We start from the raw sequence: 20214 nt of genomic DNA, 5'->3' as shown, positions 1-20214 counted from the left end.
GAACGCATGGGCGGCGGCGCGATTGATGTTTTTTGCCGGCTTCGATGACGAAATCAGCACAGTTTTCCCCGCTCGACAGCCCCCCGGGCATCGGGCACTCTGCTACGCGACGAAGCCATCTGCAGGGGATCAACCGTCATGATGCAAAGCGTGTTTGCGACCCTTGGCCAAGGGAGCGAGGCGAGCCGTCCCCACAGCATCGAGCAGCTGTTGGCCGGTGTAGCCCAGCTATTGCCGATGCTGGATGTGATCCCCAACGCCGCGATTTTCATCAAGGACACCCAGGCCCGCTACGTACTTGCCAACCGCACCCTGGTGCTGCGCTGTGGCCTCAAGCAGCTGCAACCGTTGTTGGGCAAGACCAGCGCCGAAGTTTTCCCGGCACAACTGGGGCCGGGCTACACCGAGCAGGACCGGCGCGTACTCGAGCAAGGCTTTGTACTGGAAGACCAGTTGGAACTGCACCTCTACGGCACCCGCGAACCCGGCTGGTGCCTGACCCACAAATGGCCGCTGTACGACCACGCGGGGGCGATCATTGGGCTGGCCGGCATCTCGTTCGACCTGCAAACTGCCAGCGAAAGCCACCCGGCCTACCAACGCCTGGCCGCCGTGGATGCGCACATCCGCGCGCATTTCAACCGTCGCGTCACCCTGGGTGAGCTGACACGCATCGCCGGAATTTCCGTGGCGCAACTGGAGCGCTACTGCAAGCGCGTGTTCCACCTCACGCCCCGGCAGATGATCCAGAAGGTGCGGCTCGAGCATGCCCACCGCTTGTTGCACACCGACCTGCCGATCACAGAGGTTGCGTTGCAGTGCGGGTACACCGACCACAGCGCATTCACCCGCCAGTTCAAGGCGTCGACGGGGTTTACCCCGAGGCAGTATCGCGATACCTGACCCCCAAGTGCTGGGGGTTGATACAGATCCAAAGGGGGGAGCCGCCAGCGCCATGATCGCAATGCAACGAATGGCCCGCGTAACCCTCATATGTTCACGAGCAATGTTTCACGACGACAGGTACCAAGCTTATGACGGCGGTTGAAAACAACCATGTGAACTGGCTGGTGGAACAATCGATGCTGCACGCGGCACGCCAGCGGGCCAAGCTCTATTCGGGCCAGGGCCGGTTGTGGCAGCAGCCTTACGCGCAGACCCGGCCACGCGATGCCTCGGCGTTGTCGTCGGTATGGTTTACCGCGTACCCGGCGTCGATCGTGACCCGTGAAGGCGGCACAGTGTTGGAGGCGTTGGGGGATGAGACGCTGTGGCATGCCTTGTCGAAGATCGGCATCCAGGGCATCCACAACGGCCCGCTGAAGAAATCCGGCGGTTTGAGTGGCATGCAGCACACACCGACCATCGACGGTAACTTCGACCGCATCAGTTTCGAGATTGACCCGCAACTGGGCACCGAGGCGCAGTTGCAGGCGTTGACGCGCATGGCGGCGGCGCACAACGCGGTGATCATCGACGATGTGATCCCGTCCCACACCGGCAAGGGCGCGGATTTTCGCCTGGCCGAGATGGCGTACGAGGACTATCCCGGCCTTTACCACATGGTAGAAATCCGCGAGGAAGACTGGCCGTTGTTGCCCGACGTGGCCGAGGGCCGCGATGCGCAGAACCTCAGCCCTGCGCAGGTTGATGCATTGCGCGACAAGCACTACATCGTCGGCCAGTTGCAGCGGGTGATCTTCTTCGAGCCTGGCGTCAAGGAAACCGACTGGAGCGCCACCCAGGTGGTACTGGGCGTGGATGGCAAGCCGCGTCGCTGGGTGTACCTGCATTATTTCAAGGAAGGGCAGCCTTCGCTGAATTGGCTGGACCCCACCTTCGCCGCGCAGCAGATGATCATCGGTGATGCGCTGCACGCCATCGATGTGATGGGCGCCAAGATCCTGCGCCTGGACGCCAATGGGTTCCTCGGTGTGGAGCGCAAGCTGGATGGCACGGCGTGGTCCGAGAGCCATCCGCTGTCGATCACCGGCAACCAGTTACTGGGCGGGGCGATTCGCAAGGCGGGCGGCTTCAGTTTCCAGGAGTTGAACCTCACCGTGGATGACATCGCGTCCATGTCCCATGGCGGTGCCGACCTGTCCTATGACTTCATCACCCGCCCGGCGTACCAACACGCGCTGCTGATGGGGGACGCCGAGTTCCTGCGCTTGATGCTGCGCGAAATGCACCGCCAGGGCATCGACCCCGGCTCGCTGATCCATGCGCTGCAGAACCACGATGAATTGACCCTGGAGCTGGTGCACTTCTGGACCCTGCACGCCCATGACACGTTCCTTTACCAGGGCCAGACGTTCCCCGGGAATATCCTGCGCGAGCACATTCGCGAACAGATGTACGAACGACTGGCCGGCGAGCATGCGCCATACAATTTGAAGTTCGTGACTAACGGTGTGTCCTGCACCACGGCCAGCATCATCACGGCGGCGCTGGGTATTCGGGATCTGGACGCGATCACCCCCGCAGATATCCAGCAGATCCGCCAGATCCACCTGCTGCTGGTGATGTACAACGCCATGCAGCCAGGCGTGTTTGCCTTGTCGGGCTGGGATTTGGTGGGTGCACTGCCACTGGCGGCCGAAGAGGTCGAGCATTTGATGCAGGACGGCGACACACGCTGGATTCATCGCGGCGCCTATGACCTGGTGGACCTCAACCCCGATGCGCAACTGTCCGCCGGGCAGATGCCGCGCTCGAAAAGCCTGTATGGCAGCTTAAACAGCCAATTGCAGGACCCCGAGTCCTTTGCCTCGCAACTGCAGAAAATCCTCGCGGTGCGGCGTGCCTACGACATTGCCGCCAGCCGCCAGATTCAGGTGCCGGAAGTCGAGAACCCGGGGCTGCTGGTGATGGTCCACGAATTACCGGCCGGCAAAGGCACGCAAATCACCGCGCTGAACTTCGGGGCCACACCGATCACCGAAACCCTGCATCTGCCCGATATTGCCGCGGGGATGGTGGTGGACATTATCAATGAGCGAGTGGAAGGCGATCTTACGGCGGAAGGCGCGTTCACGATCACACTGGATGCGTATGAGGGGCTGGCGCTGCGGGTGGTGAGCAACTCACCGCTGTAGCGTACTTGTGACGAGCGGGCTTGCCCGCTCGCCGCTCAAGCGCGGGATCAGTAGAGCTGGGGCACGATCAGTTCCGGGGGCGTCGGGCTGCGGGAATAATCCTCCTGCCGCACGCGCTGTGGCAGTTCGATCACCGGCAGATTCACTTCTTCATAGGGCATCTGCCCGAGCAGGTGGTGGATGCAGTTGAGCCGCGCCTTCTTCTTGTCATCGGCCTGCACCACCCACCACGGCGCTTCGGCGATGTGGGTGCGCTCGAGCATGATCTCCTTGGCTTTGGTATAGGCTTCCCAGCGCCGACGCGATTCCAGGTCCATGGGGCTGAGTTTCCACTGCTTGAGCGGGTCGTGGATGCGGCTGAGAAAGCGCAGGTGCTGTTCCTGGTCGGAAATCGAAAACCAGTACTTGATCAACTGGATGCCGGAGCGCGCGAGCATGCGTTCGAACTCCGGCACGGTACGGAAGAACTCTTCGTATTGATCGTCATTGCAAAACCCCATGACTTTTTCGACGCCGGCGCGGTTGTACCAACTGCGGTCGAACAGCACGATTTCGCCGGCGGCCGGCAAGTGCGAGACGTAGCGCTGGAAGTACCACTGGGTCTGCTCGCGGTCATTTGGCGCGGGCAGGGCGGCCACGCGGCACACCCGGGGGTTCAAGCGCTGGGTGATGCGCTTGATCACGCCACCTTTGCCAGCGGCATCTCGCCCCTCGAACAGGATCACCACCTTGTGGCCGGTCTTGACCACCCAACTTTGCAGTTTCACCAGTTCGCCCTGCAGGCGGAACAGTTCACTGAAGTAGATGCGCCGGGCGGCTTTCTCGTGGCTCTCACCGACGTGCTCGTCAAACAGGGCGTTCAGATCGTGCCCGTCTTCGGATAATTCCAGTTCCAGCTCTTCGTCACTGTGATCGAGCAACTCACGGTGGATGCGCTGCATCAAGGTGTCTTCTATTGAGGACATGGGCGGAACTCGCGTCGTGGGGGATGGCAAAGTCTTAGTCGCAATTTGTTACGAACCAATTACATCAAAATGCGTGTTTGCGGCAGGAGAGGGGGACAACGAGGCGTTTTGCCATTCCACGTTCATAAAACCGTAACAAGATTGTTGCAGAGTTGCCGAGCCCGTAATTCACAAGGATTTTCCTGAATGAAACGTCTGATGAAGTCTGCTGCACTCGCCGTTGCGGTTTCTCTCAGTGCCACCTCGGTGTTTGCTGCCGAGAGCATCCGCCTGACCGGTTCCGGTGCGAGTTTCCCAGCGCCGATCTACCTCACCTGGTTCAAGGATTTCAGCAAGAAAAGTGCTGGCGTTACCGTTGACTACCAGTCCAAGGGTAGCGGTGCGGGTGTACAGGACTTCCTGAACAAGACTGTCGACTTTGCCGCCAGTGACTCGGCCATGAAAGACGAAGACATCGCCAAGGTTGCCGAAGGCGCCCAGTTGCTGCCGATGACTGCCGGTGAAATCGTGTTGGCGTTCAACCTGCCGGGCAACCCTAAGGAACTCAAGTTGCCTCGCGATGTTTACTCCAACATCTTCCTGGGCAAGATCACCAAGTGGAACGATCCGAAGATCGTCGCCGCCAACCCTGGCCTGAAACTGCCTGACATGCCGATCACCGTTGTGGTGCGCGCAGACTCCAGCGGCACCACGGCCGTATTCACCAAGCACTTGGCGGCGATCAACGCTGAGTTCCAGAAGGACTTGGGCGAAGGCAATACGGTCAACTGGCCGGCCAGCGACAAATTCATCAAGTCGCCGAAGAACGATGGCGTGACCGCCACCGTGCGCCAGACCCCAGGCGCGATCGGCTACATCGAATACGGCTTCGCCAAACTCGCCAAGGTTGACTTTGCCCAATTGCAGAACAAGGCCGGCAAGTACGTGGTCCCGAACGCCGAGAGCGGCGCCGAAGCCCTGGCTGCGGTAAAAATGCCGGAAAGCCTGGTGGCTTGGCTGCCGGATCCGGATGGCGCCAAGTCCTACCCGATCACCTCCTACACCTGGATGATCTTCCGCAAGGACAACGGCAACCCGGCCAAGGCCAAGGCCATGCGTGACATGGTTGAGTACAGCCTGACCGAAGGTCAGAAAATCGCCGACTCGATGGGCTACATCCCATTGCCGCCATCGGTTGTCGATCAAGTTCGTAAAGCTTCCGCCAACATCCAGTAAGGCTCGTCAGGCCGCTCCCGGTAGGGGTTTTCAACCGTGCCGGGAGCGTTCCCCCCTTGTTCCGGAATTAGCCCATGAACACACCTTTTGTCGTACCGGTTAACCCGGATTCTGCGTGCCAGCCGCCGTCCACGAAGGACTTCCTGGTTGACCGCACCTTCCGTGCGCTAGCACGCATAGGCGTAGTGCTGGTGCTGGCGCTGGTTTTCGCGCTGGTCTTCGAAGTAGGGCGCAAGGCTCTTCCAGGCATGGAAAAGCACGGGTTTGACGTGCTGTTCGGCAGTGTCTGGGACGTTAACCAAGGTAAATACGGCATTCTGCCGGCTATTTGGGGCACGCTTTACAGCGCCCTCATCGCGTTGCTGATCGCAGGTTTTTTCGGCGTCAGCATGGCGATTTTCCTCACCCAGGATTTTCTACCCGCCAAGCTGGCTGCGGTATTCCGCACCATCGTCGAATTGCTCGCAGCCATCCCCAGCGTCGTCTATGGCCTGTGGGGTATCTATGTGGTGATTCCAGCGATCCGCCCGTTGACGGCGTGGCTGAACAGCGAGCTCGGCTGGATTCCGTTCTTCGGCACCTCCTTGAGCGGGCCGGGCCTGTTACCGGCAGCATTGGTATTGGCCATCATGATTCTGCCGACCATTGCCGCCGTTTCCCAGGACGCCCTCACGGGTGTACCGATGAAAACCAAGCAAGCCGCCTACGGCATGGGCACCACCCATTGGGAAGCGATTCTCAAGGTGATGGTGCCATCTGCTGCCACTGGCATCTTCGGTTCGCTGGTACTGGGCCTGGGCCGCGCCCTAGGTGAAACGATGGCGCTGGCCATGCTGGTCGGTAACGCTAACAACATTTCTCTTTCGCTGTTCGCACCGGCCAATACCCTGGCGGCCTTGTTGGCGCTGAACTTCCCCGAAGCCGGCCCGAACGAGATCGAAGTATTGATGTACGCCGCACTGGTGCTGATGTTCATCACGCTGCTGGTGAACATCATCGGTTCGATGATCATGGTCTACGCCCAGCGAGGTACCAAGCAATGACTGACCTCTCATCGCCCATCACCGCCATGCCAAGCCTGCAGCGCCGGTTCGAAGGCCGTGCCCTGCGCAGCCTGGTGCTGACCACCCTGGTGTGGCTGGGCGCGCTGCTGGCCAGCGTGCCGCTGATTTCCGTGCTTTACATGCTGATCACCCGGGGCGGCGCGCGCCTGAGCCTGGAAGTGTTCACCGAACTGCCCCCGACCGGTTTCGAGACCGGCGGTGGTTTCGGCAACGCCATGGCGGGCACCTTCGTGATGGTCGGCATTGCCGCAGCCATCGCCGTGCCGGTGGGCATCCTGGCCGCGATTTTCCTGGCAGAACTGGGGCCGGACAGCAAGCTGGCGAACGCCTCGCGCTTTGCCGCCAAGATGCTCACGGGCTTGCCGTCGATTCTGGCAGGTGTATTTGCCTACGCCCTGGTGGTCATGACCACCGGGACTTACTCGGCACCGGCAGGTGGCGTGGCGCTGGCCGTACTGATGCTGCCTATCGTGGTGCTGACGGCCGAAGAGTCGATGAAGATGGTGCCCAAGATCATGAAGGATGCTGCCTACGGAATGGGCTGCACCCGCTCGCAGGTGATCTGGAAAATCGTCTTGCCCACCGGCATGCCCGCGATCCTCACCGGTGTGATGCTCGCCGTGGCGCGTGCCGCCGGCGAGACCGCGCCGCTGTTGTTCACCGCGCTGTTCAGTAACTACTGGATCTACCACGACGGCAACCTGGCAGTCATGAATCCGACGGCGTCCCTGGCCGTGCTGATTTACAACTTCTCCGGCATGCCTTTCGACAACCAGCTCGAGCTCGCATGGGCGGCCTCGTTGGTGCTGGTAATGATCGTGCTGGTCGTGAATATCGTGAGCCGTATCTTCGGCAAGCCCAAGTACTAAGAACGGGAGCACCTGAATTTTGAATATGTCATCTGCGCAAGTAGCCGCTCCGTTTATCACCCAGTCGCCTGTGGTCATGGACTGCAAGCTGGACAAGATTTTCTACGGCAACTTCATGGCGGTGCGTGACAGCCATGTGCCGATCGAGAAGAACAAGATCACCGGCTTCATCGGCCCGTCCGGCTGCGGCAAGTCCACCGTACTGCGTAGCCTCAACCGCATGAACGACCTGGTGAAGGGCTTTCGCTTCGAGGGTCATGTGCATTTCCTTGGCCAGGACGTGTATGGCAAGGGCGTTGATCCGGTCGTCGTGCGCCGTTACATCGGCATGGTGTTCCAACAGCCAAACCCGTTCTCGATGAGCATTTTCGACAACGTGGCCTTTGGCCTGCGGCTCAACCGCTACAAAGGCGACCTGGGCGACCGCGTCAAGCACGCGCTGCAAGGTGCGGCGCTGTGGGACGAGGTCAAGGACAAGCTCAAGGTCAGCGGCCTGTCGCTCTCGGGCGGCCAGCAACAACGCCTGTGCATCGCCCGCGCCATTGCTACCGAGCCGGAAGTGCTGTTGCTGGACGAACCCTGCTCGGCGCTGGACCCGATTGCTACGCGCCGGGTCGAGGAGCTGATGGTCGAGTTGAAAAAGGACTACACCATCGCGCTGGTGACGCACAACATGCAGCAAGCGATTCGTGTGGCCGATACCACCGCGTTTTTCTCGGTGGACATCTCCCAAGGCACCCGCACCGGCTATCTGGTGGAAATGGGCCCGACCACCCAGATCTTCGAAAGCCCACGGGAACAAATGACCGGGGACTACATCAGCGGCAAGTTCAGCTGACCCTGCCATCTACCGTTTTCCAGGATTGCCAATGACTGCAATACGTCGTCTTGATTTGCTCGCGATCGAACGCGCACTGCGTGAGGTGCAGGGCCGTTTTGCCCAGCTCAGCCGGGACTTTACCGAGCCACGCGACCCGTTGACGGACGAAGTGCTGCAGAATGTGCTTGAAGGCTATGCCTTGATTGACGACTATGTGGCGCGCGGTGTCGACTTGTTCGACCTTCAGCAGTTGAACCTGATGCTGGAGATCAATGCCACGGTGCTCTGCGGCACAGACCCGATGCGCAGGCAAGAATACGCCCAGCACCTGGCTGCGACCGAAGTGCACTTTTTCAACAATGTCGAGGGCGGCATCAAGGATTTGTACAACTGGTACTGCAAGCACCACAGTGAATCAGTGTGGAAGCGCGCAGCCGGTGTCTATGTGCGCGTCCTCAGCAAGCCGCAGTTGTTCATTGAAGGCAATAACCGCAGTGGTTCGCTGATCGTCAGTTACCTGCTGATGCGCGAGGGGCTGGCGCCGTTCGTACTGACGCTGGACAACGCCGAGGGTTATTTCAACCCGTCCTCGGTGATCCGTAATTCCGCCAAGCATGGCGTAATGGCATTGTATGAATTGCCCAAGATCAAGAAAAAATATGCAGCGTTCCTGGAAGATAAGGCCCCTGATCCCATGGAGTTTTTCCTGAACGACGCACCGGCGCCCGCCTACCAGGGGGGCCATTGATGGGAAGGTTTCCAGTGCTCGACACTATTACGCGTGTGTTCAAGCGTCAGCGCATCCGTATTTCATTCGATATCGATGACACGCTGGCGTGCCAGCTCCACCACAGCGCTACCGAACACAGCCGTTTGCCGGCGTGTGTGCACCGTTGGCTGGGTGAGCCGCTGCGCAGCGGCACCCGCTCCCTCACCCGTGAACTGCGTCGCCAGGGTTGCAGCGTGTGGGTCTATACCTCTTCCGGTCGCACCCCGGCTTATATTCGCCGTTGGTTGTTGCTGTACGGCATCCACGTCGATGGCGTGGTCAACAGCGTACGGCACAACCAGGCCCTTAGCGAACGCGGGCTGTCGAGCACTCCGTCGAAATTCCCGCCGGCGTTCGACATCGACTTGCATGTCGACGACTCCGAAGGCGTACAACTTGAAGGCTTCGATCACGGCTTCCGTGTCGTGGTGGTAGACCCGGAAGACCAGCAATGGGCGCAACGCGTGCTGGAGGCCGTCGCGCAGGTCCAGATACAACTGGGCCGTCAGCAACCGCAGCGACACAAAGTGCCGGTGCGGGCCTATCCGGGCCTGACGTTGAACGGCTAAGCCATCATCGAGGGTCTAGCAAAAAAGGGGCGACTGAGTGATCAGTCGCCCCTTTTTTATAGGTTACTTGGCGCTCAATGCCCCAAGAAACTCGGTATGCCGCAGCGTCTGCGAAAACATGGGCAGCGTGAAGTTCTCGGCCGCCTTCTGTTGTTCATCGGTGAACGTCGCCGTGCAGTCGGTCAACGTCACCACGTTGTAACCTTTCTCATACCCTGATCGCACTGTGCCTTCGACGCAGCAGTTGGTCAGGAACCCGGCTACCACCAGGTTCTGGATGCCATTGTTGCGCAGCACAAGGTCCAGGCCGGTAGTGGCAAAGCCATCCAGCCCGCGCTTGCCTTCCACGAGGATATCGCCGGCTTCACGCGTCACCGCGTCGGTGATTTCGGCCCCCCAGCTGCCGGCACGGAAGGCGCCGCCGTCGGCAACGCCCTTGAGAATGCCGTAGTGGCGCATCGTCAGTTCCGGATAACCGTCGGCGAACTGGATCGGCAGGTGGATGATCTTTACCCCCAGCTTGCGCGCTTGTTGCACCGTGGTCGCGGTGTTGGCCAGCATGTCGCAGGTGTGCATGACGTCTTTGACGGCGTCATGGAACACGCCACCGGGCGTGGTGAAGTCGTTCTGGAATTCGATCAGTACAAGGGCGGTGGTGTGGGGATTCATGGTGAGTCTCCGATAAGTGGGTTCAATCACTGCGTTCGAGTGTCAAGCGTAGGAAACTTTCAACGCCACGGTGAGCGCGTTGGCGCGTGCCGGCGCCGTCGCCCTGAAAAACCATTGCGGGGTCAACCCTTTGGGCCGACTCGTCCGGCCGGGTGAACAGGGGCCTCGCCCGGCGCATGGCAGCTTATGGGCGCCATTCGTCTATTGCCCGGCACTCTGGATGCCGTGCCGTCTCTCATTCATAAGCGCGGATATCCCGAGCGTACGACCGGAGAGCCAGCATGGAAATCAACAAGAACGCCCCAGGGAATATGTCACAGCAGGATGTCACCCGTGGCACCGATAACGAAACTGGGCACGACCCACGGCGCGATGAGGACGCTATCCCAGTGCCGCCGGACGACGACGCACCGCTCGAAGAAGATATGTCGGATGTGGATGCTGCCGATTCAGTCGCAAGCGAACACCCCGACAACTGATCAGCCAGGCGTTGTTCTGGGTTGGCAGGGGAATACCCCAGCTATTGACCTTGAAAATGCCGGGATCACTTGGAAACAAAAGGAATGCTATAAACGAAAAAACTCGCCAGAGGGCGAGTTTTAAAGGCCTCTACGGACATTGACGGCCGTCAGTAGAGCAAAAGATGGTGCCCGAACCCGGAATCGAACCGGGACGCCCTTACGAGCGGGGGATTTTAAGTCCCATGCGTCTACCAGTTTCGCCATTCGGGCGGTAGCGCGGTGTAGCAGGGTTGGGAATATATAGACCCAGGCGCTTCGACGCAAGGTCGGAAGGCGGCTTTCTTGCATAAAGGCGCGCGTGAAAATGCTTGGCAGATCAGTGATCTACACCTGCTTTGACAGGTGAGCCAGAGTATTCCTGCAGGACGGGAACAAGCTGCCTGAAAGGCAGTCATAGCGATATGCCATCCCGGCAGTCTGGAAAGGAATCGGTTTATGTTCAGTCTTCGCAAGCGCTCCTGGTGGGTGGCGGTTGGTGTCATGGCGCTGTTGTCGGGTACGGCGCAGGCCGGGAATGCCGCGAGGTGGGGGGATTTCAACGCGTCGGGCAGTGACCGGTTGGCGGGGGCCTCCTATGAGGCTGGTAATCAGTATGTGTTGAAGCCGTCGAACATATCGATTGCCGATATCGAGCAACTGCAAGCCGCGCAGAAACGCAGCGATGGCGAGCTGCAAGGCCTGAAGAGCAAGCTGGAACGGCAGGACGAGGCATTCGAGGCGCTCAAGCGCAAAGACGGTTCGAGCGCCAGTTCGAGTGACAGCCAAGTGGCGAGCCTCAAGCGCACGGTCGAGGATCAGAAAAGCACGATCGAACGGCAGAAAAGCGATATTGATGGCTTGAAACGCAGTGTTGATGATCTCAAGCGCAGCCTTGACAGTTTGAGCAGCAAGGTCAAGTAACCTGGCCGACGCGCCGCCGCCGGGCTATCGGGCCCGGAGTAGAGCGGTTGCGACCAGGGTTGAGTGAACATAAAAAAAGCCCCGTTGTGCGGGGCTTTTTTGCATCTGTGGCTTACACGAAGGGTTGGCCGCTGAAACCGCGTGGCAAGCGCTGCAGGCCGGGCAGATCGGTGAGGCGTTGTGTCCATGCACTGCGCCAGTCGATGACCGTGTGGGTCCTGGCTTTGCGGTTGGCGCGGCGGGCGGCGTTGCGCTGGGTACGGCGCGCGTCCTTGTAGGCTTCGGTGTTGCGGCAGGTACGGCATTTGACTCGGTTCAGCTCGGTGCTGGAAGGGAGGTTGGTGCCGTGGTGACCACAGGCCAGATGCCCTGCGACTTTGAAGTGAATGACCATGTAAGCGTCTCCTTCTTGGGGGTACGCGCATGGGTAGACACACAATGCGCGCGGGGAGGGCGGGGCACTAAAATATCCCGGCACCTGGGATTTCGACCCCACCGACGAGGCGGCGTTCGGTTTTGTTTGCCAGCCTGGTCAACACTGGGCGCGGGCGCTAACCTGCCACGCTACCCATCAACAAAAAGGAAGCGATGATGAGCGACGACACCCCGTCACATGAGGGCAGCTGTCGCTGCGAGCGTGTGCGTTTCAGCGTGAGTGCAGCCCCGGTAATCACCATGGCCTGCCATTGCAGCGGTTGCCAGAAAATGTCTTCCAGCGCGTTTTCCTTGAGCGCGCTGATCCCGGCCAGCGGTTTCACCGTGACCCAGGGATGCCCGGTGGTGGGGGGGCTGAAGGGGGTGGACCGCCATTATTTTTGCCCGCATTGCATGAGCTGGCTGTTCACGCGCCCCCATGGCATCGATGAATTCGTCAATGTACGCGCAACCTTGCTGGATAACGCCGGCGCGTACGTGCCATTCATGGAAACCTGGACCAGCGAAAAGCTGCCCTGGGCGTCCACGCCGGCGATTGAAAGCTTTGCGCAATTGCCCGAACCCCAGGCGTTTCCGCGCTTGCTGCAGGCGTATGCAGCGTTCAGTCAATCAGCGCCAGTAAGTCCGTAGTCCCTACATCCAACCCCGCCTGGGCCAGCAAGGTGGTTGCCTGGCCTCGGTGGTGAGTCTGGTGATTGAAGAAATGCACCAGCAGGCTGAAGAAATTCTTCTCGGCGGCCACACCCCGCATGTTGGTGTAGTGCAGGCGATGATCCAGTTCGGGCTCCTGCACAGTGTTGGCCCAGTCGACGATGAGCTGATCCAGCCAGGCGCGACGGGTCGCCAATTCCTGGATATCGGCAAAGGCCAGGTGCTTGAGGTCAACAGGTGTTGCGATGGTGTTCAACGGCACCAGTGATGCGTAGCCGGCGGGATGCCGGGCAAAACGCTTGAGCCAGACCGTGTCGCCCAGGGCCAGGTGGTTCAGGGTACCGAGGATCGAGCCGAAAAACGCCTGGCGGTCGATACGCAACTCCGCATCCGATAGCGTACTGGCTGCGTCGTAGAGCTTGCGGTTCATCCACTGGTTGTAGCTCGCCATCAATACAATGTGCTCAATCCGGTTCACTGCGGTTTTCCCTCGAAGGCACGGTGACGCCATCATAGGCCGTGCCCGCTCGGCGGTCATGGTGTTCCAGCAGCGGCGGGCTATGGTTGTAATAAGCCTACACTGCGCCCTGGGAGGGTGACACCATGAACACCAGCGACTTACTGGAGCAACTCTTGCGCGCCGGGCAAGGGGGCAGTGCTTCCTCAGGCGGCCTGGGTGGGCTGCTTGGCGGTTTATTGAAAGGCAACGGCACCGGCAACGCGTCAGCCGGTGGCGGCCTGGGAGGCCTGCTGGGAGGTCTGGGCGGTATGTTGGGCGGGGCAACAGGCGCGCGTCCGACCCAGGGACGCTCTGGCGGGATGAACTACGCAGCGCTGGCTTCCCTGGGCATGGCGGCGTTCCAGGCTTATCAGGCCTGGCAGCGCCAGCAAGCCACTGCGCCGCAGCAAGCCTTCCAGACGGTGGACCAGCTTGACGGCCCCGCAGCCGAAGCCCACAGCCATGCAGTATTACGCGCCTTGATCGCTGCCGCCAAAGCCGACGGCCGCATCGATGAATCAGAGCAGCAGTTGATTTCCACCGAGCTGGGACGGCATACCGACGACCCCCAACTGCAACAGTGGCTCGACGCCGAAGTCGCCAAGCCCCTGGATGCTGCGGACTTCGCCGAGTTCGCCAGTGACCCGGCCGTGGCGGCAGAGGTTTACCTGGCCAGTGTGATGCTGGTGGACGATCAGCAGGATGCCGAGCGCAATTACCTGGATGACCTGGCGGGGCAACTGCAGATCGACCCGCAATTGCAGTTGCACCTGGAACAACAGGCCAAGGTCTGACTGAAGTGCAAACGTCGAGTTGAACCTGGGTAAATGTGAGCAGGCAAGCCAGCCCCTACATCCGTCTTCAGTGGTGCCTAGAAACGCAACGTGGCTCCCGTGGTCAGCCACTGCGCACGCTCGCCGATCAGGCTGCGCCCGACAATCAGGTCCACGTCGACACGCTCACCCAGATGAAACCTGGGCCCGGCCTGCCAGGCCTTATCGCCGCCTTCCTGGCCGTAACGCTCGGCGATCAGTGTCAACGAGGGCGCCACCTGGTACTCAAGGCCGCTGCCCCAGGTCAGGCGGTGTTGTGGGTCGCCATCGTTGTAGGCATGGGACCAGCCGGCGTTCAGGTTCAGGCGCAGTGGCTCCAGCGGCTGCCACGTCAGCGGAATATTGACGTCTGCGCCATCAAACCCGTGCCGCCGATCCAGCGCAAAGTGCGCGCCGGCCGCCACGGCCATTTCCAGGCCCAGGTCTTGTCGCGACCACACCTGGGCCTTGAGCTGCGGGTTTACCTGGGTTTGACCTTGGCCTGCGTCAGTGGCGCGTGAGAGGGCCGCGCCCCACTGCACCGAGGGCATCGAGCTGAACGTACAGGCCGGCGACAGCGTTTCATTATGGGTGCTGCCCTGGTGTCGATTGGCGTTAAACCAGGCGTCCACGTTGCATTCGCCTGGCGCATTGATCGCGCCGTCGTCGACCGCATAGGCTCCACCGGCGGCATTGGCCTTCGACAACAAGGCAATCACCAGCAGGATACCCAGGGTCAGGCCGATGAAGATCAGGTTGCGCTGCAATGCGCGACGTTTGGCCGCCGGCAGCAGCAGTAAGGTGTGACGTGCGCCTCGATAGTGGCGCGCACGGTATTTGGCGAACCCGTCCTGGCGCTCGCGGGTGTGTTTTTTGTGCATGATGCACCTCGCTTGAATTCAGCTCTCTACGGTCAGCACCGGAATGCCGCTGGCTTTGGCCTGGCAGACCAGCTCGCAAGTGTCGTCGCCACCCGGCAGGGCGATGACCACGTCGGGGCGGCTGTCAGTCAGCATGAAATGGTTGCGGTGGCGCTCCGCCTGCTTGCCGTGGCGTTGCCAGTTGGGCGGGTAGCGCACCACATCGATACCCAGTTCCCGCGCCCAGTCCTCGACGTCGCTGCCGAGGAACTGGTTGCCGCCGTGGATCAGTACCTGCACCGGGCGCAGGCGGTGGTAAGCGTCCAGCACTTGGCGGGACATTTTGGTGTCGGCGTAATGACGACCTGCACAGATCAAGACGCGCATAAGGTGTTTCCTTGTATTGCTCGGTGGCGGCCGGGCGACCGCCACCGTTTAAACGGCGGGGAAGATCAGTACCACTGCTTGAAGCGGCGGATGTAGATCGTCTTCATCAGTTGGGCCACGCAGCAGTAGCTGAGCAGGGTGCCCACCAGCCATGGGAAGTAGGCCATCGGCAGCGGTTGCAAGCCCACCAGGGTGCCCAGCGGCGAGAACGGCACGTAGATCCCCAGCACGATCACCACGCAGGTCATCATCAACACCGGCCAGGCGGCGGTGCTTTGGAAGAATGGGATTTTGCGGGTACGCAGCATGTGCACGACCAGGGTTTGCGAGAGCAGCCCCTCGATAAACCAGCCGGACTGGAACAGCGTCTGCATTTCCACACTGTTGGCGGCGAACACGTACCACATCAGCGCGAAGGTGGTGATGTCGAAGATCGACGAGGTCGGCCCGATCCAGATCATGAAGCGGCCGATGTTTTTTGCATCCCACTTGCGCGGCTTGGCCAGGTATTCCTTGTCCATCTTGTCCCACGGCAGCGCCAGTTGGGAGATGTCGTACATCAGGTTCTGCAGCAGCAGGTGGATCGACAGCATCGGCAGGAACGGAATGAATGCACTCGCCACCAGCACCGAGAACACGTTGCCGAAGTTGGAGCTGGCGGTCATGTTCAGGTACTTCATGATATTGCCGAACGTTTCGCGGCCCTTGAGCACGCCTTCTTCCAGCACCATCAGGCTCTTTTCCAGCAGGATGATGTCAGCCGATTCCTTGGCAATGTCCGTACCGCTGTCGACCGAGATGCCCACGTCTGCATCACGCAGTGCCGGCGCATCGTTGATCCCGTCACCGAGGAAGCCCACGGTGTGCCCATTGGCTTGCAGCGCCTTGAGTACCCGCGATTTCTGCAGCGGTGTCAGCTTGGCGAACACGGTGCGTTCTTCCACGCGGCGTAGCAGGGTGGCATCGTCCATCACTTCGATTTCGGCACCCAGCAGCGGCTGGCCTGGCTCGAGACCGACCTGGCGGCAGATCTTGCTGGTGACCACCGCGTTGTCGCCGGTCAGTACTTTGACGGCCACACCGATCTGTTGCAGGGCCGCAATCGCCGGGCCAGCGGTTTCCTTCGGCGGATCGAGGAAGGTCAGGAAGCCCTGGATCACCAGATTGCGCTCATCGGCAGTGGTGTACTGCTGGCGTGCCAGCGATTTAGGGATGTGACGGGTGGCCACCACCAGTACACGGAAGCCGTCTTCGTTGTAGTCGTTGGCGATCGCCAGCAGTTCCTCACGGCGACGCTCATCCAGCGGCACGGCTTTACCGGATTCCATCACATGCGTGGAAATGCCCAGCATCTCTTCCACGGCGCCTTTGCACACCAGCAGTTGGTCGTCGGCGGCATCCTTGACCACGATCGACAAGCGACGGCGGACAAAGTCAAACGGCAGCTCATCGACCTTGCTGTAGGCAAACGGCACCTGGAACTTCGGGTTCTGCTCCGAGAATTGCACCACCGCCTGATCCATCAGGTTCTTCATGCCGCTCTGGTGGTAGCTGTTGAGCCAGGCCAGGGACAGCACGGCATCATCGCGCTGGCCGAAGGCGTTGACGTGATGCTCAAGGATGATCTTGTCCTGGGTGAGGGTGCCTGTCTTGTCAGTGCACAGCACGTCCATCGAACCGAAGTTCTGGATCGCGTTGAGGCGCTTGACCACCACTTTGCGCTTGGCCATGGCCGTGGCGCCCTTGGCCAGGTTGGCGCTGACGATCATCGGCAGCATTTCCGGGGTGAGGCCAACCGCAACCGCCAGGGCAAAGAGGAACGCATCGCCCCAGTCGCCCTTGGAGAAACCATTGAGGAAGAACACGATCGGCACCATCACCAGCATGAAGCGAATCAACAACCAGCTGACACTGTTCACGCCACGGTCAAACGCGGTTTGTACGCGCGAGCCGACAATCGCCTTTGCCAGGGAGCCAAAGTAAGTGCGCGGCCCCGTGGCGACCACCACGGCTTTGGCACGGCCGCTGACCACGTTGGTGCCCATGAAGCAGATGTTGGGCAGGTCCAGCAGGTTGCCCTGGTCGGCGGCCACCGGCCCGGCGGACTTCTGCGTGACATCGCCAAGGGTGTCGTACTTCTCCACCGGCAGGGCTTCGCCGGTCAGTACGGCCTGGCTGATGAACAGGTCGCGGGATTCGATCAGGCGGATGTCGGCGGGGATCATGTCGCCGGCCGACAGCTGCACGATGTCGCCAGCCACCAACTCGCGCATCGGCACTTCGCGCAGAGACGGTTGGGCGCCCACTTGTTCACGGCGCAGCACGGTGGCCGTGGTGCGCACCATGGCTTTCAGGGCTTCGGCGGATTTGGCCGAACGGTGTTCCTGCCAGAACCGCAGCAGGCTGCTGAGCAGCACCATGGTCATGATGATGATGACTTTGGTTGGGTCAGCGTCTTCGCCTTCCTGCATCGGCAGCCAGCAATCGGTGAAGAAGCTGATGCTGCCCAGAGTCAGCAGCACGTAAATGAACGGGTTGTTCAGTGCGTGCAGGAACTGCACGATGGCGTGCGGCGGCTTATCGTGGGCAACTTCGTTGTAGCCTTCACGTTGCAGGCGAGCGGAGGCGTCCAGTTCGGTCAAACCGTCCTGGGTGGCACGTACGTTCGCCAGGGTGGCCGACAGGCCGTTGTGGGCTTCGCGGGCGGCACGCATCGACAGTTTGGTGTCGGCGTCGGTGCCATTCTTTTTATGCAGAGGCGGGTTTTTTACGGCGCTCATTGTGTGTACTCCTGTCGCCAATTTTCGACAAAACATACCCGTTACTTACCTGGCTACAGGCGAGCGAAAGCATGCCGAGTCGCCAACTTCGCGATCGGTTTAAATAAGGGGGTTACATAACTTCTGCTGGGGCGTTAGTTAAAACGCGCACAGCGGGCTACCACTGGACGTATTAATAAAGAACGCCAGGATAGTAGTCAGGAAGTTGCTGTTTCCAGCCGGTTCAGGCAGCGCGAGTGCTCAGGTAAAGACCGAGCAACAGGCCGGCCTGGGCCCGTCTGGAAACCTGCGGTCTTTGGGGGTCTTGAGTGTCGGCGTGATCCCACTGCTGTACCAGCTGGCCAGTAGCAGGGCAGACACGCCAGTGCACCAGCGGGTGGGCCGGACGCACTTGAGGGGAGGGTGCAGCAAAGGCCGAGCGGGTCGGCGAAAAACCAACGGGCTCGCGGCACAGCTTGGCGCGCAGGGCGGCGGCAAGGGTGCGTACATCGGGTAAAGCAAGGGTTAGCAAGGTCATAACACACCTCGGGACCGGACAGGCGACCGGCGAGGCAGTTACGGTGGAGCGTCGAGCTCTAGCGCAGCTTACCGGACCGGGGTGGCGAGTCCTGTCATATTCTGGGTTTGGCGCCCGATGCCCGCGTAAGCGGTGCTCGGACAGCGACTAGATACTGTGTCCATTGGCTTCTTTTGTGAGGTTTAAAAAAGGCCCCAGTTGCGGGCACGGGCAATCTACTCAGATGGTTACAAAATGTCAACGCATGAATAATTAAAGTGTTCGATGTTCAGAGTTCATTCAGACAAGAGGCGCTCGGAAGTTAGTATGTATATAACTTCATATACCCTGTGCCGCCAGAACGGCCAGATAGATCAATACCACGCCACAAGCGCCATGACTGATGCGCTGCCACAACGGTGAGGCGTTCTTGCGCAAGAGGTTGACCAGCGCCGCAATCAGAAAGCACGACAGCACCGACGCAAGCATGAACCCGGCAAAGAACATCAGCGTCTGCCCCTGGCTTGGCGTGGCGCCGACGATGCCCGACAGTGCACTGCCCAGGGCGCCCCAGTAGACAATATTTTTCGGGTTGGCCAGGGAGATTGCCGCGCCCACCGCCAGCGCATTTTGCCGGGTGCTGGCGGGGGCATCGTCTGACTCAGGTAGCTTCCAGGCGTCGATCATGCTGCGAATGCCGAGCCAAGCCAGGTACAACGCACACACCACCGTCAACGGCACGCGCACGGCGTCATGCTGGATCAGCAAAGCGATGCCGGTCAGGCCGATTATCGCCCACACTGCATCGCCCACCAGTGAACCGAACTGCACCAGCAAGGCCGGTGTGAAGCCGTACAGCAAGCCACGGCGCAGGGTCTCCGCCAGCACGGCACCGGGGGAGAGGCAGAACACAAAACCGAATACCAATGCGTAAAAGAAGATCGTCAGCATGCCCACATTCCTTCAAGAGATGGCAGGCAGTGTGAGGATGAGCCGTGGTGGTGTCTTGGACCAGATTGCGCTGTTCAGCGTTTAACAGCGCTTTGATAGAGACCCGGCGTGATGCCGTAGGCGGAGCGAAAGTGCCGATTGAGGTGGCTTTGATCGGCAAAGCCCAGGTGATGAGCGACGTCGGAAGCTGCCATGCCGTTGCGCAATAGCCCCTTGGCGCGGCGCGTACGCAACTGCATGGCCCACTCACGGGGCGTCAGCCCGGTTTCTTTCTGGAAGGCGCGCAGCAGGTGGAATTTGGACAGCCCCAGCTCAGCGCCAAGGTGGTCCAGCGTCAGGGGTTGATGCAGGTGTTCGGCGAGTAATTCCTGGGCTCGGTTGACCAGGGGTTTGCCGGTGCCGGTGCTGCCTGGCAGGCGTACACCGCTGGTTTTCACCACGGCAGCCAGCAGCAGCACCAAGGCCTCTTCAGTCTGTTCGCGAACCAACGTGTCGTCGCCCAATGCGCTTTTGATCGCCGTCGCCAGGCGCAAGGCAAGATCAGGTTGGAAACACAATGAACGGTCAAATTCCAGATACGCCAGGCCAAGGTCCGTCGCCAATTGATCCGCCGTGGCGTACAGGCTCACAAAATGCCAGGGCGCGCCGTCTGCCGCGCCGCCGCCCTGAATCTGGCCGGGGTTGTACAAGGTGATGGCGCCGGGTCCGGCGTGGAACTCCCGACGGTCGAGCCAGACTTTTTCTTCGCCCAGCAGGTTCACGCCGATCACGCATTCATCATGACTATGGCGGGCAAAGGTCAGGCCGGTGCAGGCGGTGCTGCTGATTTCATAGTGGCCCAGCCAAGCGTGTCGCACGGTACTCATCGATTCAACTCAGCCAGG

22 protein-coding genes and 1 tRNA gene are annotated in these 20214 nt (G+C 60.5%); 12 read left to right on the top strand and 11 right to left on the bottom strand.

Annotation, left to right across the window (positions count from 1 at the left end; genetic code table 11):
• Window positions 1-138: 138 nt before the first annotated feature.
• Both ATH90_RS14315 and treS read left to right on the top strand, forming a co-directional pair.
• The gene (locus tag ATH90_RS14315) at window positions 139-903 is read left to right on the top strand and encodes an AraC family transcriptional regulator (protein WP_098466562.1); all 765 of its coding nucleotides are present in this window, start codon (window positions 139-141) and stop codon (window positions 901-903) included.
• 131 nt (window positions 904-1034) lie between these two features.
• Window positions 1035-3098, top strand: a complete 2064-nt coding sequence (gene treS / locus ATH90_RS14310) for a maltose alpha-D-glucosyltransferase (protein WP_098466561.1) — start codon at window positions 1035-1037, stop codon at window positions 3096-3098.
• Window positions 3099-3145: 47 nt separating this feature from the next.
• Here treS and ppk2 read toward each other — a convergent pair whose 3' ends face one another.
• Window positions 3146-4063 carry a polyphosphate kinase 2 gene (gene ppk2, locus ATH90_RS14305; RefSeq protein ID WP_069023753.1) on the bottom strand — a complete coding sequence of 306 codons (918 nt, stop codon included), beginning with the start codon at window positions 4061-4063 and terminating at the stop codon, window positions 3146-3148.
• Window positions 4064-4249: 186 nt separating this feature from the next.
• Between ppk2 and pstS the strand changes: the two genes are divergently transcribed.
• The 6 genes from pstS to ATH90_RS14275 all read left to right on the top strand — a co-directional run bounded on the left by pstS (window position 4250) and on the right by ATH90_RS14275 (window position 9369).
• A complete protein-coding gene (gene pstS, locus ATH90_RS14300) occupies window positions 4250-5278 on the top strand; it encodes a phosphate ABC transporter substrate-binding protein PstS (RefSeq protein ID WP_069023754.1) in 1029 nt (342 codons plus the stop codon).
• Window positions 5279-5352: 74 nt separating this feature from the next.
• The gene (pstC, locus tag ATH90_RS14295; RefSeq protein ID WP_069023755.1) at window positions 5353-6321 is read left to right on the top strand and encodes a phosphate ABC transporter permease subunit PstC; all 969 of its coding nucleotides are present in this window, start codon (window positions 5353-5355) and stop codon (window positions 6319-6321) included.
• Entirely contained in the window at window positions 6318-7211 is an 894-nt protein-coding gene (gene pstA / locus ATH90_RS14290) for a phosphate ABC transporter permease PstA (protein ID WP_034105082.1), read from the top strand. Before pstC ends, pstA begins: the two co-directional genes overlap by 4 nt.
• A gap of 76 nt (window positions 7212-7287) precedes the next feature.
• Window positions 7288-8049, top strand: coding sequence for a phosphate ABC transporter ATP-binding protein PstB (gene pstB / locus ATH90_RS14285; protein WP_217268052.1), 762 nt, complete (start codon window positions 7288-7290; stop codon window positions 8047-8049).
• A 31-nt stretch (window positions 8050-8080) separates the two neighbouring features.
• Entirely contained in the window at window positions 8081-8779 is a 699-nt protein-coding gene (locus ATH90_RS14280) for a hypothetical protein (protein ID WP_098466560.1), read from the top strand.
• A complete protein-coding gene (locus ATH90_RS14275; protein WP_098466559.1) occupies window positions 8779-9369 on the top strand; it encodes a hypothetical protein in 591 nt (196 codons plus the stop codon). The genes ATH90_RS14280 and ATH90_RS14275 overlap by 1 nt, the downstream gene beginning before the upstream one ends.
• A 63-nt stretch (window positions 9370-9432) precedes the next feature.
• Here ATH90_RS14275 and ATH90_RS14270 read toward each other — a convergent pair whose 3' ends face one another.
• Entirely contained in the window at window positions 9433-10038 is a 606-nt protein-coding gene (locus ATH90_RS14270) for a cysteine hydrolase family protein (RefSeq protein ID WP_098466558.1), read from the bottom strand.
• Window positions 10039-10319: 281 nt separating this feature from the next.
• Here ATH90_RS14270 and ATH90_RS14265 point away from each other — a divergent pair, with 281 nt between their 5' ends.
• Window positions 10320-10517 (top strand): hypothetical protein, encoded by a 198-nt coding sequence (locus tag ATH90_RS14265; RefSeq protein ID WP_098466557.1) that lies wholly within the window; start codon window positions 10320-10322, stop codon window positions 10515-10517.
• Between the two features lie 165 nt (window positions 10518-10682).
• Here the strand turns inward: ATH90_RS14265 and ATH90_RS14260 are convergent.
• Window positions 10683-10769: transfer RNA gene (locus ATH90_RS14260), tRNA-Leu, on the bottom strand.
• Between the two features lie 225 nt (window positions 10770-10994).
• On the opposite strand from ATH90_RS14260, the gene ATH90_RS14255 reads away from it, so the two are divergent.
• Complete coding sequence (locus ATH90_RS14255; protein ID WP_098466556.1) at window positions 10995-11459, top strand: hypothetical protein; 465 nt, start codon at window positions 10995-10997, stop codon at window positions 11457-11459.
• A 112-nt stretch (window positions 11460-11571) separates the two neighbouring features.
• Here ATH90_RS14255 and ATH90_RS14250 read toward each other — a convergent pair whose 3' ends face one another.
• Window positions 11572-11853, bottom strand: a complete 282-nt coding sequence (locus ATH90_RS14250; protein WP_034105097.1) for a hypothetical protein — start codon at window positions 11851-11853, stop codon at window positions 11572-11574.
• 197 nt (window positions 11854-12050) lie between these two features.
• Between ATH90_RS14250 and ATH90_RS14245 the strand changes: the two genes are divergently transcribed.
• Window positions 12051-12524, top strand: a complete 474-nt coding sequence (locus ATH90_RS14245) for a GFA family protein (RefSeq protein ID WP_069023761.1) — start codon at window positions 12051-12053, stop codon at window positions 12522-12524.
• Here the strand turns inward: ATH90_RS14245 and ATH90_RS14240 are convergent.
• A complete protein-coding gene (locus tag ATH90_RS14240) occupies window positions 12496-13023 on the bottom strand; it encodes a DinB family protein (protein WP_098466555.1) in 528 nt (175 codons plus the stop codon). The genes ATH90_RS14245 and ATH90_RS14240 overlap by 29 nt on opposite strands.
• A gap of 125 nt (window positions 13024-13148) precedes the next feature.
• Between ATH90_RS14240 and ATH90_RS14235 the strand changes: the two genes are divergently transcribed.
• Window positions 13149-13838: a tellurite resistance TerB family protein gene (locus tag ATH90_RS14235; RefSeq protein WP_098466554.1), complete on the top strand. Its 690-nt coding sequence runs from the start codon at window positions 13149-13151 to the stop codon at window positions 13836-13838.
• Window positions 13839-13915: 77 nt separating this feature from the next.
• Here the strand turns inward: ATH90_RS14235 and ATH90_RS14230 are convergent, their stop codons facing one another.
• The 6 genes from ATH90_RS14230 to ATH90_RS14205 all read right to left on the bottom strand — a co-directional run bounded on the left by ATH90_RS14230 (window position 13916) and on the right by ATH90_RS14205 (window position 20196).
• Window positions 13916-14737 carry a hypothetical protein gene (locus tag ATH90_RS14230; protein WP_034105113.1) on the bottom strand — a complete coding sequence of 274 codons (822 nt, stop codon included), beginning with the start codon at window positions 14735-14737 and terminating at the stop codon, window positions 13916-13918.
• An 18-nt stretch (window positions 14738-14755) separates the two neighbouring features.
• Window positions 14756-15103, bottom strand: a complete 348-nt coding sequence (locus ATH90_RS14225; protein WP_034105114.1) for a DUF2493 domain-containing protein — start codon at window positions 15101-15103, stop codon at window positions 14756-14758.
• 65 nt (window positions 15104-15168) lie between these two features.
• Window positions 15169-17883: a magnesium-translocating P-type ATPase gene (gene mgtA, locus ATH90_RS14220; protein ID WP_098466553.1), complete on the bottom strand. Its 2715-nt coding sequence runs from the start codon at window positions 17881-17883 to the stop codon at window positions 15169-15171.
• Between the two features lie 223 nt (window positions 17884-18106).
• Window positions 18107-18400: a hypothetical protein gene (locus tag ATH90_RS14215; protein WP_098466552.1), complete on the bottom strand. Its 294-nt coding sequence runs from the start codon at window positions 18398-18400 to the stop codon at window positions 18107-18109.
• A gap of 318 nt (window positions 18401-18718) precedes the next feature.
• Complete coding sequence (locus tag ATH90_RS14210) at window positions 18719-19330, bottom strand: LysE family transporter (protein WP_098466551.1); 612 nt, start codon at window positions 19328-19330, stop codon at window positions 18719-18721.
• A 74-nt stretch (window positions 19331-19404) separates the two neighbouring features.
• Complete coding sequence (locus tag ATH90_RS14205; RefSeq protein ID WP_098466550.1) at window positions 19405-20196, bottom strand: AraC family transcriptional regulator; 792 nt, start codon at window positions 20194-20196, stop codon at window positions 19405-19407.
• Between the last annotated feature and the right edge of the window lie 18 nt (window positions 20197-20214).

The organism is Pseudomonas lurida (assembly GCF_002563895.1).
Taxonomy (GTDB): Bacteria; Pseudomonadota; Gammaproteobacteria; order Pseudomonadales; family Pseudomonadaceae; genus Aquipseudomonas; species Aquipseudomonas lurida.
The sequence above is the reverse complement of the archived record's forward strand: the minus strand, read 5'-3'. Positions and strand labels throughout refer to the sequence as shown.

What these genes read in the sequence shown, in the direction of transcription:
- ATH90_RS14315 (WP_098466562.1), top strand. Translation starts at nt 139, where the DNA reads ATGATGCAAAGCGTGTTTGCGACCCTTGGCCAAGGGAGCGAGGCGAGC.
- treS (WP_098466561.1), top strand. Translation starts at nt 1,035, where the DNA reads ATGACGGCGGTTGAAAACAACCATGTGAACTGGCTGGTGGAACAATCG.
- ppk2 (WP_069023753.1), bottom strand. Translation starts at nt 4,063, where the DNA reads ATGTCCTCAATAGAAGACACCTTGATGCAGCGCATCCACCGTGAGTTG.
- pstS (WP_069023754.1), top strand. Translation starts at nt 4,250, where the DNA reads ATGAAACGTCTGATGAAGTCTGCTGCACTCGCCGTTGCGGTTTCTCTC.
- pstC (WP_069023755.1), top strand. Translation starts at nt 5,353, where the DNA reads ATGAACACACCTTTTGTCGTACCGGTTAACCCGGATTCTGCGTGCCAG.
- pstA (WP_034105082.1), top strand. Translation starts at nt 6,318, where the DNA reads ATGACTGACCTCTCATCGCCCATCACCGCCATGCCAAGCCTGCAGCGC.
- pstB (WP_217268052.1), top strand. Translation starts at nt 7,288, where the DNA reads ATGGACTGCAAGCTGGACAAGATTTTCTACGGCAACTTCATGGCGGTG.
- ATH90_RS14280 (WP_098466560.1), top strand. Translation starts at nt 8,081, where the DNA reads ATGACTGCAATACGTCGTCTTGATTTGCTCGCGATCGAACGCGCACTG.
- ATH90_RS14275 (WP_098466559.1), top strand. Translation starts at nt 8,779, where the DNA reads ATGGGAAGGTTTCCAGTGCTCGACACTATTACGCGTGTGTTCAAGCGT.
- ATH90_RS14270 (WP_098466558.1), bottom strand. Translation starts at nt 10,038, where the DNA reads ATGAATCCCCACACCACCGCCCTTGTACTGATCGAATTCCAGAACGAC.
- ATH90_RS14265 (WP_098466557.1), top strand. Translation starts at nt 10,320, where the DNA reads ATGGAAATCAACAAGAACGCCCCAGGGAATATGTCACAGCAGGATGTC.
- ATH90_RS14255 (WP_098466556.1), top strand. Translation starts at nt 10,995, where the DNA reads ATGTTCAGTCTTCGCAAGCGCTCCTGGTGGGTGGCGGTTGGTGTCATG.
- ATH90_RS14250 (WP_034105097.1), bottom strand. Translation starts at nt 11,853, where the DNA reads ATGGTCATTCACTTCAAAGTCGCAGGGCATCTGGCCTGTGGTCACCAC.
- ATH90_RS14245 (WP_069023761.1), top strand. Translation starts at nt 12,051, where the DNA reads ATGAGCGACGACACCCCGTCACATGAGGGCAGCTGTCGCTGCGAGCGT.
- ATH90_RS14235 (WP_098466554.1), top strand. Translation starts at nt 13,149, where the DNA reads ATGAACACCAGCGACTTACTGGAGCAACTCTTGCGCGCCGGGCAAGGG.
- ATH90_RS14230 (WP_034105113.1), bottom strand. Translation starts at nt 14,737, where the DNA reads ATGCACAAAAAACACACCCGCGAGCGCCAGGACGGGTTCGCCAAATAC.
- ATH90_RS14225 (WP_034105114.1), bottom strand. Translation starts at nt 15,103, where the DNA reads ATGCGCGTCTTGATCTGTGCAGGTCGTCATTACGCCGACACCAAAATG.
- mgtA (WP_098466553.1), bottom strand. Translation starts at nt 17,883, where the DNA reads ATGAGCGCCGTAAAAAACCCGCCTCTGCATAAAAAGAATGGCACCGAC.
- ATH90_RS14215 (WP_098466552.1), bottom strand. Translation starts at nt 18,400, where the DNA reads ATGACCTTGCTAACCCTTGCTTTACCCGATGTACGCACCCTTGCCGCC.
- ATH90_RS14210 (WP_098466551.1), bottom strand. Translation starts at nt 19,330, where the DNA reads ATGCTGACGATCTTCTTTTACGCATTGGTATTCGGTTTTGTGTTCTGC.
- ATH90_RS14205 (WP_098466550.1), bottom strand. Translation starts at nt 20,196, where the DNA reads ATGAGTACCGTGCGACACGCTTGGCTGGGCCACTATGAAATCAGCAGC.